This window comes from SAR86 cluster bacterium (assembly GCA_023703675.1).
Lineage (GTDB): Bacteria > Pseudomonadota > Gammaproteobacteria > Magnimaribacterales > AG-339-G14 > AG-339-G14.
The window spans coordinates 585,171-598,332 of the sequence record CP097974.1 but is presented as its reverse complement, the minus strand read 5'-3'; the positions used below and the strand labels follow the sequence as shown (position 1 = coordinate 598,332).

Sequence of the window (13,162 nt, the reverse complement as noted above, 5' to 3'; positions counted from 1 at the left end):
TTTTATCTCATGAAATTGCCGGTGCGGAGGCGCCTAATTTTTCTTCTCTTAGAGTTCTCTTTAAAACTTTTCCAGTTGCGTTTCTAGGAAGTGCGTCAATAAACTCTACGCCTTTTGGAATTTTAAATTTTGCTAGGTTTTTAAGACAATGATCAATTATCTCTTCTTCCGATAAACTTTCATCTTTCTTTACAACTATGAAAGCAAACCCGACTTCACCCCATTTCTCATCAGGAACACCAATAATTGCTGCTTCTGCTATTTGAGGTATTTGATAAATTACATTTTCAACCTCAGCAGGGTAGACATTTTCTCCTCCAGAGATATACATATCTTTTTGTCGATCTACAATGTATATAAATCCTTCGTCATCCATTTGAGCGGCATCGCCAGTTTTCAACCATCCATCTATAAAAGATTTTTTAGTAGCTTCCTCGTTATTCCAATAGCCTGGGGTAATGTTTGGTCCTTTTATGAGAATTTCCCCAACTTCTCCTTTTTCAACTTCTTCTCCTTTTTCATCTACTATTTTTACTGCAGTGTGTAGTAGGGGTTTTCCAGCAGATCCTATTTTTCTAGCTGCATCATCTCCAGATAAACTTATTGCCGCTGGACTTGTTTCAGTCATTCCCCAGCCTTGAGAAAACTCTACACCTTTGTCTTGCCAAGTTTTAAGTATTACTTCAGCACATGGTGCGCCTCCAACACCAGCACTTTGAATTCTTGAAAAATCAGTATTATCAAAATCTGGATGCAGCATCATAAATTGATAGGGCGCCGGCACAGCGAATAAATGAGTAACTCCGTAATCCGGATCGTTGATAATTTCTAAGGCTTTTCCTGGATCAAATTCTTTGGTTAAAATAATTTGGCCTCCGTTATGTAATACAGGATTCGCGTAACAATTCATTCCGCCAGTATGAAATAAAGGCAATGATACTAATTGAACTGCTTTATCAGTAATCCTTGCAGTTGAAGCCAAATTTACAATATTAAAAAACTGCATTCTATGAGTGATCATTGCACCTTTAGGATGTCCAGTAGTTCCAGAGGTATACATCAACATTATTAAATCGTCATGAGTAGATTCAACAGAAGTGAAATCATTGCCTTCAGAAATTGCAGATTCATAACTACTACTAAAATTATTCTCTTCTATTTCTAAAGAATTTTTAATATCACAATCTTTTAAGAGAGCTTCAGCTATCTCTTTAAATTCAATTGAATAAATGAGTACTTTTGGAGAACTATCATTAAGAATATATTCTAATTCAGGCTTAGTTAGTCTCCAGTTTAATGGCAGTTCGATACCCCCAATTTTCCCGCAAGCAAATTCTAATTCAAATACTTCAGCACAATTATGGGATAAAATTGCCACTCTATCTCCTTTTTCTATTCCATTTTTCTGAAGCCATCCAGCAAGAGCTTTTGATCTGTTATTTAATGTTTTATAAGATAATTCTTTACCATTAGAAATTTCTTTAATTGCTATTTTTTCAGGTCTAAAGTTAGATTGATATTCCACCCAATCATAATATTTAACAGTCATATTTTTTCTCCAAGTTATTCATTAGGCTTCGGAAACCAAATCATTGCCATTTGGAATAGTATAATAAATAAATGCAAGTAGGATATTAATTGGTAAGAAGAGGGTAGTATCATAATTCCAATTAATGATGCAGATATACAATAAATAGAACAAAAAATTTTTGGTATTGTTCTTACTGTCTCATTCCTATTAATAGCTGCTCTTAAACCTTGCGCAAGATTAAAGCCATAGCAGACAAAAATTACTATCCCTAAGTAATATATTTCATTGTTTTCCATTAATCCCCAATAATTGCCCTTAAAGATTATAGATATTCATTATTTGAATCACAAATATATTATTTAACATAATATATATTATACGAATATAATATTGTGGAAATTATTTAATGTAAGAAGAAAATAGGTCTTTATCTAAGTACTTAGTCCAGGTTTGTTGAAAAGCTCTTATTTCAGTGTCCTCAGCGTCATCTATGCCATCGTAATCATCATCTCTGCTTTTATTAGAATCACTTGGATAAAAATCTAGATAATTAACAATACCATCTGAATCAGAATCAGAATCCTTCAACCATAGTTTATCAAACGCAAAGTCTCTAGAAGAATCTGTTACAAATTCATTTACTAAAATAGCTCCAGAGCGTGGTAATGACATTACTGGATAATTAAAAAATTTATGATCAGGTGTTTCAAGGGATGCTTGGATTGTTAATCCAGAACAATTACTCATTGAAACTTCAGAAAAAACTTTTCTTGGTCTCAATTGTCTAACATAATATTTATTCCCATTAGCAGGATCTGTTAACACCGTTCCTTCTAGAACATCTAACAAAGGAAAATTTTCGTAGCTCTCCCCGTCTATTTCTACAGGAATATGAGGACTTCCAATTGTTCCTGGACACACATTGTTACCGCTCCAATGTGTTCCATCCTTAACTTTTTTACAAATATATGGCATTCCAATCATTGAGCCAGAGCTAATCATAATATTACCTGTCCAAGATTCATTATTTTTCGTTTGAATAGGTCCAGTGTAACTTACAAGAATATTTGGAGTTCCTGTAACTAGATCTCCATTTTCATCATAAATACCATATCCAAACCAAGCTGGTATATAAGACCAACTTTCTGATCTGCTTATGCATCTATCTGATGTTTCTGAACCTGTTTTGCCTTCTATCATCTTGTAACGAACGTAATTATCGTCATAAACGAAATTTGTAGTTGATACTGTAAGAGGCGTTCCATCTGGATAAGCTGATATAGAATTAACAAAATACATTGAGGTTACGGAGCCCCTTCCTCCGGAATTTGGTGTATGAATCACATTTGATGAGTAAAATTCACAGTTAGCACCTATAGCAGTTGTACCTGAAATCACGTGACCGTCAACCCAGACAGAAGATTTAAATTCAATATCGTTACTTTCTAATTTTTTGGATTCAAAAGTTGCATTGTATTGATTAGCGCTATCTGACCCGAAAACATAATTATAATCCAGTGTTAGAACTCCATACGGATTGGCTACAGATGTTTCTTCCTCAAGAATTAATTTGGCCCTAGTATCAGTATTAGTAGTTGTTCTAAACATTTCTATTTCAAGATTACTTTCTGTAGTGGCTTGTTTAGACTTGAAAATCCATGGCGTATTTAGCTCAGTTGTCCCGCATTCTGTGGCGTCTATAATAGTTTTAAAACCAATATCAACACCGGATTCTTCTAAATTACTATATTTTGTATAGTCAGATTTTCTAAAAAGACATAAATAATCTTTGGCTCTACCAAATCCAACCATTAATTGGAATTGATGATTGAGAAAAATTTTTGCTCCTAAATGTACCGCTTTAGTCTTAGGGATTGTATTGATGTCATAAGCGTGAAGAGAGCAAGAAAGAAACAAAATCCAAATGAAAAACCTCATAATTTAATCAAAAATACCTATATTTTCTGGAACAGTTTTATAAGTAATACTAACAAGTTGTGAATTTTGTTGTTGGGTATTATTCGAAGGGGTTGAATTATTTGAAGCTATCGATGAGCTACTCCCTCCACCTCCACATGAAATAGATACAGTCAAAATCAAGAGAAAAGTTAACTTTTTCATATTTCTAAATTATTTTAATAGCTAGTAAAAAAAAGATAAAGAATTTCCTCATAAACAATTTTTATCTAATTAAATCAGTTACAGGCCTGCCATTAATAAAATCACTAATTATTTGAGCTAACTCAGGTCCCACCTCTTCTTGAACAAAGTGCCCTGCTCCACCCAAAGTAATTTCAACAGGGTTAGGAATTCTATTCATAAAATCATCTTTTAATCTTAAGGTTATTCTTTCATTTTCTCCAAAAGCTACCAAAAAAGGTTTATCCCATTTCTCATAAACTTCTTTCCATAATTTTTCATTCTCTGGTAATTGAGTTGGAATCAAATAAGGCCACACATGTGCTCCCGCCTTATATAAACCTGATGGATATGGTGCTTCATATGCATATGCCTCTCCTTCTGTAAGATCTATTCCTCCAAAATTTTCTATAATTCCTACTATGTTCATATTTTCTGAATAGTATGAATAAGCCATCCATTTGGTAAACATAGAAGCTCCTGTCATAGGAGATGGTTCGCCTGAAGATAAAGCCCTCTCAGCAGCTTCGGATAATTCGTCAAATGTAATTTGCCCATTCCACCAAACTACTAATTTTATTAAATTTTCTATAAACCATGCTGGGAGCTGACTGGCAGCAGCAAATCCAGTATTCGATACAACTATGTTTCCAAATCTCTCAGGCATTTCTGCAACTACTCTCAATCCAACAAGCCCGCCCCAATCTTGTCCAAAAAATGTAGCATTTTGCAGATCTAACGTTTCAATTAATTCTTTCATTACATCAACATGATGAATGTAACTATAGTCATACTTCGATATAAATTTATCTGATTTTCCAAATCCTACGCAATCTGGGACTATTACTCTATGTCCATTTTCTACAAGAATTGGAATCATTTTTCTAAAAAGATAACTCCAAGTAGGCTCGCCATGTAAAAGAAAGACGGGATCTGCATCTTTTGGCCCTTCATCAAGATAATGAATTCTCATTCCATCTACCACTAAATAATTTGGTTCAAAGGGATAATCTTGCAAATTGTCAAAACGTTCGTCAGGAGTTCTTACTATGCCTGGGGAAACTATATTCAAACCGTCAGTGTCAATCTCAACTGAAATTGATTCAGTACATGAAAGCAGAAAAAAAGAAACGAAAAACATTATTATTATTTTCATTTAAATCCTCTATTTTATAACTTTACTACGATGGTTGTTGGACCGGGTTCTTTAACAGCAGAAGAAAAAATCTTTATAAAGTCTTCTACTTTTTTGGGTTCGTAACATGGTACTCCCATAGACTTAGACAAGCTCATCCAATCTATAGGGGGATTTTCCAAAGAAAGCATGGAATCAGCTCTTTTACCTGTTTTTATTGCTCCAACTCTGGACAGCTCTATTTTAAGAATTTCATATGAATTATTAGCAAAAATTATATTTGTTATGTTTAAGTTTTCTCTTGCTTGAGACCACAGCGCTTGAATTGTATACATAGCGCCTCCGTCTCCATGCAAAGTAATAACAGGTCTATCAGGTTTGGCAATTGCTGCTCCAACTGCTAAGGGAAGTCCCTGCCCTATTGAACCTCCAGTAAGGGTTAGCCAATCATGAGGTTTTGCTTTTAGAGCTTGTGGCGTTACCAAAAAACTTGAAGTAGCTGCTTCATCAGAAACTATTGATTCTTCTGGCATTAAATTAGCAATTAAAAGTCCTAAATTATTTATGTTTAAATCCCCTATCGTGGGCATATCTTCTATCTTACTTTGTAATAAAGATTTGGTTATTTCTTTTGCATCTGATTCATCTACTAGAGCTTTTAAAGCTTTAAGTCCATCTTGTTCAGGGGTGGATAAGATAAGAATTTCTGAAGATTTAGGAGTTAGAAAACTTTCTTTATCTGGGTAAGCAAAAAAAGAAACTGGTGGTCTACTTCCAATAAAAACTATTCCTGAAGTATTTTTTAAAAATTCCGTTGCTGATTCTGCAAAATAAGGTACTTGTTCGATAATAGGAAGGCCTTCTCCCCTTCTTATTCTAGAGACAAAAGTATCAGTAACTAGTCTACATCCGGTTTTACTTGAGATCTTTGCAGCTAAAGTAACGCATTCTTCATTTAAAAATTTTCCTCCTATGAAAAGTATTGAATTATCTTTTTGTAAGATTTCACATGATTTTTTTATTTGCGATTCATCTATTGGGGCAAGATCCAACTTTTCCAAAGGAGCTGGAATTTTTGATTCAAAGTTTCCCCATGCCGAATCAGCGGGAACAATCAGAGTTGCTACCTGTCCTGGGAAAGAGTTTGCTTTTTGCCAAGCAGTGTTTCCCAAATCACAAAGATCATTTGAGCTAGTTGCCCTCCCGACCCAATCGGATGCAGATTTTGCCAAACTATCTAAATCAGAGGTTAATGGAGCATTATGCTTAAGATGATAAGTAGCATGATCCCCAACAATATTAAGCATTGGCGATCTCGCTTTCTTAGCATTGTGTATATTGGCAAAACCATTTCCTAATCCTGGTCCGAGATGTAAGAGATTTGCTGCACTTTTTTCAGCCATTCGTGCATAACCATCTGCAGCGCCAGTAACAACTCCTTCAAATAATCCTAGTACAGGTCTTATTTCTGGATTATTGTCTATTGAAGCGACTAAATGCATTTCAGAAGTGCCAGGATTGGCAAAAATAACTTCTAAGCCATTGGCAACCAATGTTTTTATTAATGCGTCTGAGGCGTTCACTTAAAAACTAGTTGGACTTTTTTACAATGTCCCTCATAGAAACAACACCAAGCAACTTTTCATTCTCCATAACAGCAAGATGTCTAATTTGATTGTCTATCATTAAATCCATTGCTTCATCTGTGGAGTTATCTGGAGAAACTTTAATTATTTTAGAAGACATAATGTCCTTAATTTGACTTTGGAGGTGTGCAGCTCCTTTCATAGAAATATCTTCTATAACATCTCTTTCTGTAATGATCCCTACTAGATTATTTGGGTCATCAGATTTACCACAATAAACTAATAAAGCTCCAATTTTATTTTTATGCAAGATTTTACAAGCATCCTCTATCGAAGAATTTTCTGAAATTGAAAATATTTCCCAATACCTCTGATTTAAAAGAAGTTCTGATATTAAAGACATTTTTTATAAAAGTGGAATTAATTACCCTATGCACTATAATAATCCATTTTAAGGAGTTTAAAAAATGAATTTCCACAGAAGATTATCCAAACTAAAATTCTTGATAGTTTCACTAAGTTTAGCTCTTCCCTCTATTCTTTTTGCTGACACTGGTTACATAACAGTTGACGGAGAGACAATAGAAATTGAAGTTTCTAGGTCATACCAAACACCAGCAACTTATCCAAGAAAAGCTTTACGTCTCGAACGAGAAGGATACGTGATAATAGAATTTGATGTGGATCAAGATGGTTCAGTAATTGATCCCTACGTATTAGAAGGTGAGCCAGCAGGTTTGTTTAACAGAGCTGCCATGAAATCAATAAGGAAATGGATTTACGAACCTTCCACTTATGATGGTGTTCCAGTCCAAGTCAATGATGTTCAAGTAAAAATTAATTTTAACTTGACCGCGGCCGAATAAAGATAATACGCAATCATGCGTATAAGAACCACATTAATTTTAATTGGTTTAATAGGTAATGTAATACTTGCCCTTTCTCTTATTTTTTTATACAACTATAGAGAAAATATCCAAAGAACATTCTCAAGTGAGTCTCTCGTCTCAACCTATGAATCTGCCTGGTTTCAGACATTAGAAACTTCTTTTGATTCTATCAATGCTTGGCTACCTCAAACAGGTGAAAGAGGTAATTTTTGGGATCCTGAAATTGAAATTTTTCCAGAAGAAGAGCTTTCTTCTCCAGACCATCAATACAGCAATCCATTGATTCAATTTATTTCTGATAAAAATATTGGTGAATCAGGGTATTTGTTAGATCTAATGTTCGAATTTGATTTAGACGAGGGTAATTTGAGTTTTGTTAAAGCTTATTATCCTGATGGTAAAAGATTTTATTGTAGTTCTGCTTTAGATCTATCTGGAGTTGATGCTTGTAATCCAAGCGCTAAACCAGAATACCTTAATGATTTAGATAAATATCTATCGGATGCTTCTTCTAGACCTAGAAGATCGTTGCAAATCATTGAAGACACAACAGGTAATGAAATTAGTACATTAAATCAAATCATGGCATTTCCTGTCAGAGCCTTCTCAAGGGATGCAGAAGCAATTGTAGTTTTAGGAATTGATATAAGAAAGTCCATGGAAACCTTTGGTGATGAATTTGAATTAGTAACAGCAGTTCAAACAAAAGACGGAGTTATTTCTTTAGGAGATGATTACGCAAGTTTTGAAACTGATTTAGGATCCTATGAAACAACAAATTATGGAATATCTAATCTTAAAGCCCATGTAGATAAAGCTAATGTTAACCTAAATGATTATGGAAATAGAACTTCTGCTCGTGACGCCTCTTTAGGCTCTTCAATTACCCTTTTACCTTTAAGTTCATACTTATCTTCAGATAAAGCTCAGTTTTTTATCTTCAGAAATGAGAAAGCTAGTATTGATCAAGAAAATTCTATCTTATCCTACATATTGGTTCTAATAATAGTTGTAATGATTTTTGTAATTGCGATAACTTCGACGATCTCGGCAAATATATTTGGATCAGTTAATAAAGCTATTGAAGTATTACAAGCTTTAACAAGCGGAGATCTCTCTAAAACAATGCCACAAAGAAAAGGTATTTTTAGATCGGAAAACGATGAAGTTGGAGAATTAGCTAAAGCTTTAGAAATCTATAGAGGCCATTTGAATGAAATGGAAGATATAAGAGCTAAACAAGCGAATAGAAGAAAAGAGAGAGACACAGCAATCATAGAAAAAATGACTATTTTAGCTGATGAATTAGAAGGTGATTCCAGGACACTAATTTTAAATGATATAAATAAAATGAAGTCTTTAGCAAAAGAAAGTTCTGATGAAGAAGGAGAAGAAGCCTCTATAGAATTAATGACGGTAGCTTTCACTAGAATGGCTGAAGAGGTTCAAGTACTTATCGACACGAGAACAAAAGAAATGGAAGAATCTAGAGACGAAGCATTAGAAGCAAATGAGCAAAGAAGTAAGTTTTTTGCAAATATGAGTCATGAATTAAGAACACCATTAAATGCTATTTTAGGTTACGGGGAAATGTTGTATGAAGAGTGTGAAGACTTGGGCTACGATGATTTAATGCCTGATTTAAAAAAGATAACTACATCTGGAACACATTTACTCTCTCTCATTAACAATATTCTTGATTTATCAAAAATTGAATCAGGAAAAATGGAATTGTATCTCACTAGTTTCGAAATTGAGAAAGTTGTTGAAACTCTAAGAGATATAAATGCTCCTTTAGCTGCTAAGAATGATAATGGATTTAAGATTGAAGTTCAGGAAGCTATCGGTTCAATGACTCAAGATGAAACAAAATTAAGACAATGTGTTACAAATTTTTTAAGCAATGCATTTAAATTTACTGAAAGTGGATTAGTAACTCTAAATGTAAGCACCTTCGATAAAGACGGTGTAGAGATGATTGAATTCAAAGTCACAGATGATGGTGAAGGGATGAGCCAAGAAGGCGTTTCTAAGGTATTTGAAGAATATGAGCAAGCAGAAAGATCGACATCTGCAACTCACGGTGGTACAGGTCTGGGTCTACCAATTTCAAAAAGATTTGCCGAGCTTATGGGCGGAGGAGTGACAGTCTCATCTGAAAAAGGTAAAGGATCTATTTTTACAATTTTTATTCCTAGAATCTGCGAAGAAGCTGAGGATTTAGAAAATGAGGAAGTAAGTGCTTTAGCAGGTGAAAATTTATGCGTCCTCATCGACGATGATATTGCTATGCATGATCTAGTAAAAAGAACGATAAAGAAAGCGGGATTGACCTTATTGGGAGCCACAAATGGTGAGCAAGGTTTAAACATGATCCGTGAAACAATGCCAAAACTTATTCTATTAGATGTTCTTATGCCTGGAAGAGACGGTTGGTCTATCCTTAAAGAATGCAAATCAGACGAATCTATTAAAGACATACCAGTCATAATGGTTTCTCAGATGTCTCAAGAATCATTGGCTTTTTCTCTTGGAGCCGATGACTATTTAACAAAGCCTATCGAAAGAAATAAGTTTTTAGATGTAGTAAAAAAATTCGTTTCAAAAGAATCAAATAACAATACTATTTTAATAGTGGACGATGATGAAAATACTAGAGACATTTTATCCCGTGCGCTAGAAGACAATGGCTTTAAAGCCATAACAGCAAAAGATGGTAACGAGGGATTAAAACAACTATCAAATGACCCTACTTTAATAGTTCTTGATCTAGAAATGCCTAGAATGGATGGATTTGAATTTTTAGAAAAATTTGTGACGATGGAATTTAAATCTAAACCCAACGTAATAGTTTATTCAGGGAAAGAATTAAACGAAGTTCAAGAAGATTTATTAAATGCCAATGTTGAAGGATTGTTAAAAAAAGACGAAGTATCGATAAATCAGTTACCGAATTTAATTTCTAAAATTTTAAACGATTAGTTAATATTAGATTCGATTTTTTCTAAAAGTCTTTTAAAATCTACTGGCTTCGTATCAAAGTCATCAGCTCCGCAATCAAGAGCCTTTTGTTTGTCTGTTTCCATAGCGTGTGCTGTTAGAGCAATTATGGGTATGTCAGAAATTTCAGGATCAGCTTTAGCTTTAGTGGTAGCTTCCCAGCCGTCCATAACTGGTAAACCCATATCCATAAGGACAACATCGGGTGATTCAGATTTCATTTTATCCAAACCTTCTTGGCCATCAAAAGCAAAAATTACTTCGTAATCTCGTCTCGTGAGTCTGCGTCCTAACATGTCGCGATTCATCTCATTATCTTCGACGTACAGTATTTTTTTCATTTCAATCTCCTATTTTTTGAAAATAATTTGATTACGTCCACCTTCTTTAGCCTTATAAAGTCTCTTATCAGCTAAATTAATTAAATCTTCTAAGTTGTCAATCTCATCAGAAGCAGCGAGACCTCCACTCATTGTGACCTTTATATTATGATCTTGAAATTTTATAGATAAATCAACTATTTCTTTTCTAATATTTTCACAGAAATCAATGACTGAAAGATTTTCAAGTTTATCTATAACCGCAATAAATTCCTCTCCTCCTACTCTTCCTACAAGATTGGGTTTAAAAGAGCTCTTTAATTTATTTGCTATTGCTATCAAAACCTCATCTCCTCCAGGATGTCCATAAGTATCGTTGATGGATTTAAAGAAATCTATATCCATTGAAAGAATGTTAAAAACGTAATCATCTTTCTTCTTAGTTTTTCTAAAAGCTTTATTAATTTTATCAAAAACCACTTTTCTATTAGAAATTCCAGTCAAGGGACAGGTTGTTGCTCGCACATGTAATTCTTTAAGGAGTTCTTGCTCCCTCGAACGGAAATATTTTGCCTCCAAACTCGCGATGGATTTAGCCATTAAGATTGTGCCGTTCAATGGTTTTGGCAAATAATCCGATGCTCCTAGTTTTATACATTTGGCAACGCTATCAACATCATTGAAGGCAGAAACCATAATTATCGGCAGTGAATCAATTTTATTTTTTTTTCTAAATTTTTTTAGCAACTCTAAGCCATTTATATCTGGCAGCATTACGTCTAATAAAATCAGATCAGGTGTCTTCTTTTCAACTTCTTCAATAGCAGTAGTTCCGTCATAAGCCATTCTGCAATTTAAACCATTTTGACTTAATCTTCGTGCCAGAACTTCACAATTAGTAACGTTGTCATCAACAATTAAAACATCAGAGTTTTGAAGATGCTCATCGATTTCTAAACTATAGTCAATGTCACCCAAAGACTTAAAGAGAGATTCAGCATTTTCTATCTGTCCTTGATCTGAATCACTTGTCTCTGTTTCAGATAGCTCACCTCTAATGAAATCTACAAATCTTTCAATTGCTTTTTCGATGTCTCTAGAAAGATTTAAAATCGATTCAAGATCTTTAATTATTTCGTCAGATAAATCATTCTCAAAGTCTTCCATTAGAATTTCGCTATATCCTATTATGGCGTTCAATGGCGTTCTAAGATTATGGCGCAATACAGAATATTCTTCTGAAGATTTTTTTTCGCTATTTAGTGAAGTATTTTCATTGAAAGCGTCTTCATATTGACTCAAAAGCTTCTTTTCCGCGTCTTTTATTTGACCTATCTCAGAAGCAACATTTAGATGATTTTCTTTTGCAAACTGTTCAACAACTTCTATGTAATGTTCAATAGCTTCTGCTGGAGCTGAAAATTCTTGTTTTATCTGTGCCAACAGAATTTTTTCTGCTCCTTTGGAAAAAACTCTTTAAGTTTTTTTAACGAAGCTAGGACAACCAAAGAAAACAAATGTTCTCCTTCAACGAGAGGTATTAATTTATCATTTGAAATAATATTTCCCTTTTCATCTAATAACCTTAAAAGAGACTCAACTCCAACAATTTTTCCTGTTTCTATATCTACTTGTTTTTGAAAGGCCATGCTGATGCGATCGTTTTCTAGACAGCTTATTGTTTCTTTTAGTGCATCTAAAGCAGCTTCAGAATTTGCAAGAGCTTCAATAAGAAAAAAAGATGAATTTGTATCAAAAGGAATCTCATGAATTCTAGTTCTCAAATAAAACTCTATATTTCTTAGTTTAATCTCTATGTCAGTATCAAATGAGCTAGCAATCTCGTTATTAACAGAATTCTTATTAATGCTACTGATGTTCCCAATTGAAATAGATTCGTCGTTTTCAAGGCTAAATATGTATTGTGCTGAGTTATTAAGCCACTCAACCCCATTAGATTTATCAAAAATAATATAGGGACTTGGATGATGCTGAAGAGATTTGATTAAGTATTTAGCTTGTTCTGCTTCAATTATTCTCATTTATAATTCCTTCCACAATTTTAACAAAATCTTCATTAAAGGTTTCCTTCATAAAATTCCAAAGTTTTAGATGATACTCAGACTTAAATAAGGTTTTGAAGGATTTCAGATAATTATCCCACTCTCCTGCATCGATCATTCCGATAGAATATTGATAATGCTGATTTTCTCTTGATCTCAGCATAATGCTGAAATAAGTGAGATACGCTGCATCTTCTTCTGGCGTAAGTTCTTCATTGTTTCTGAGCTTCATTTTGATTTTTACCATTCTTGGAGTCATGCCTTTTAAAGCTATCTCCTGATGGCTGTCTGAAACGTTTTGTCTAGCATTGGCTCTAGCAACTTTGTTCTGTTCTTGCATTTCTCTTATCAAGTAATAGATCGAAACAATCCCTGCCAGTGCTGCCAAAGAAGCAATCAAAGTGTTTAAATAAGTTAGAATAAAATCCATAATAAATATTTCTTCTAAGAAAGATTATTCTACTTGTGGATAGGTATTATACAAATCTAAAATTTCAG

General features: G+C 33.8%; 12 protein-coding genes. 2 read left to right on the top strand and 10 right to left on the bottom strand.

Annotated elements, in window-relative coordinates; translation table 11 throughout:
* Nucleotides 1-7: 7 nt before the first annotated feature.
* From M9C82_02985 to M9C82_02960, 6 genes are all read right to left on the bottom strand, one after another.
* Nucleotides 8-1,549 (bottom strand): long-chain fatty acid--CoA ligase, encoded by a 1,542-nt coding sequence (locus M9C82_02985; protein ID URQ74105.1) that lies wholly within the window; start codon nt 1,547-1,549, stop codon nt 8-10.
* A 381-nt stretch (nt 1,550-1,930) separates the two neighbouring features.
* Nucleotides 1,931-3,469 carry a hypothetical protein gene (locus tag M9C82_02980; GenBank protein URQ74104.1) on the bottom strand — a complete coding sequence of 513 codons (1,539 nt, stop codon included), beginning with the start codon at nt 3,467-3,469 and terminating at the stop codon, nt 1,931-1,933.
* 3 nt (nt 3,470-3,472) lie between these two features.
* Complete coding sequence (locus M9C82_02975; protein URQ74103.1) at nt 3,473-3,652, bottom strand: hypothetical protein; 180 nt, start codon at nt 3,650-3,652, stop codon at nt 3,473-3,475.
* A 61-nt stretch (nt 3,653-3,713) separates the two neighbouring features.
* Entirely contained in the window at nt 3,714-4,826 is a 1,113-nt protein-coding gene (locus M9C82_02970) for a haloalkane dehalogenase (GenBank protein URQ74102.1), read from the bottom strand.
* A gap of 14 nt (nt 4,827-4,840) precedes the next feature.
* Nucleotides 4,841-6,388 carry an acetolactate synthase large subunit gene (locus tag M9C82_02965; GenBank protein URQ74101.1) on the bottom strand — a complete coding sequence of 516 codons (1,548 nt, stop codon included), beginning with the start codon at nt 6,386-6,388 and terminating at the stop codon, nt 4,841-4,843.
* A 7-nt stretch (nt 6,389-6,395) separates the two neighbouring features.
* Nucleotides 6,396-6,794 carry a CBS domain-containing protein gene (locus M9C82_02960; GenBank protein ID URQ74100.1) on the bottom strand — a complete coding sequence of 133 codons (399 nt, stop codon included), beginning with the start codon at nt 6,792-6,794 and terminating at the stop codon, nt 6,396-6,398.
* A gap of 64 nt (nt 6,795-6,858) precedes the next feature.
* Between M9C82_02960 and M9C82_02955 the strand changes: the two genes are divergently transcribed.
* Nucleotides 6,859-7,257: an energy transducer TonB gene (locus M9C82_02955; protein URQ74099.1), complete on the top strand. Its 399-nt coding sequence runs from the start codon at nt 6,859-6,861 to the stop codon at nt 7,255-7,257.
* Between the two features lie 15 nt (nt 7,258-7,272).
* The gene (locus M9C82_02950) at nt 7,273-10,263 is read left to right on the top strand and encodes a response regulator (protein URQ74098.1); all 2,991 of its coding nucleotides are present in this window, start codon (nt 7,273-7,275) and stop codon (nt 10,261-10,263) included.
* On the opposite strand, the gene M9C82_02945 is transcribed toward M9C82_02950, so the two are convergent.
* From M9C82_02945 to M9C82_02930, 4 genes are read right to left on the bottom strand one after another with little or no spacing between them, the layout of a single operon-like run.
* Nucleotides 10,260-10,622, bottom strand: coding sequence for a response regulator (locus tag M9C82_02945; protein URQ74097.1), 363 nt, complete (start codon nt 10,620-10,622; stop codon nt 10,260-10,262). The two genes, M9C82_02950 and M9C82_02945, sit on opposite strands and share 4 nt — an antisense overlap.
* Nucleotides 10,623-10,631: 9 nt before the next feature.
* Nucleotides 10,632-12,044, bottom strand: coding sequence for a diguanylate cyclase (locus M9C82_02940; protein ID URQ74096.1), 1,413 nt, complete (start codon nt 12,042-12,044; stop codon nt 10,632-10,634).
* Nucleotides 12,032-12,643: an EAL domain-containing protein gene (locus tag M9C82_02935; GenBank protein ID URQ74095.1), complete on the bottom strand. Its 612-nt coding sequence runs from the start codon at nt 12,641-12,643 to the stop codon at nt 12,032-12,034. The genes M9C82_02940 and M9C82_02935 overlap by 13 nt, the downstream gene beginning before the upstream one ends.
* The gene (locus tag M9C82_02930) at nt 12,630-13,094 is read right to left on the bottom strand and encodes a hypothetical protein (protein URQ74094.1); all 465 of its coding nucleotides are present in this window, start codon (nt 13,092-13,094) and stop codon (nt 12,630-12,632) included. Before M9C82_02930 ends, M9C82_02935 begins: the two co-directional genes overlap by 14 nt.
* Between the last annotated feature and the right edge of the window lie 68 nt (nt 13,095-13,162).

Coding starts and splice junctions, on each gene's coding strand:
- M9C82_02985 (URQ74105.1), bottom strand. CDS start 1,549: ATGACTGTTAAATATTATGATTGGGTGGAATATCAATCTAACTTTAGA.
- M9C82_02980 (URQ74104.1), bottom strand. CDS start 3,469: ATGAGGTTTTTCATTTGGATTTTGTTTCTTTCTTGCTCTCTTCACGCT.
- M9C82_02975 (URQ74103.1), bottom strand. CDS start 3,652: ATGAAAAAGTTAACTTTTCTCTTGATTTTGACTGTATCTATTTCATGT.
- M9C82_02970 (URQ74102.1), bottom strand. CDS start 4,826: ATGAAAATAATAATAATGTTTTTCGTTTCTTTTTTTCTGCTTTCATGT.
- M9C82_02960 (URQ74100.1), bottom strand. CDS start 6,794: ATGTCTTTAATATCAGAACTTCTTTTAAATCAGAGGTATTGGGAAATA.
- M9C82_02955 (URQ74099.1), top strand. CDS start 6,859: ATGAATTTCCACAGAAGATTATCCAAACTAAAATTCTTGATAGTTTCA.
- M9C82_02950 (URQ74098.1), top strand. CDS start 7,273: ATGCGTATAAGAACCACATTAATTTTAATTGGTTTAATAGGTAATGTA.
- M9C82_02945 (URQ74097.1), bottom strand. CDS start 10,622: ATGAAAAAAATACTGTACGTCGAAGATAATGAGATGAATCGCGACATG.
- M9C82_02935 (URQ74095.1), bottom strand. CDS start 12,643: ATGAGAATAATTGAAGCAGAACAAGCTAAATACTTAATCAAATCTCTT.
- M9C82_02930 (URQ74094.1), bottom strand. CDS start 13,094: ATGGATTTTATTCTAACTTATTTAAACACTTTGATTGCTTCTTTGGCA.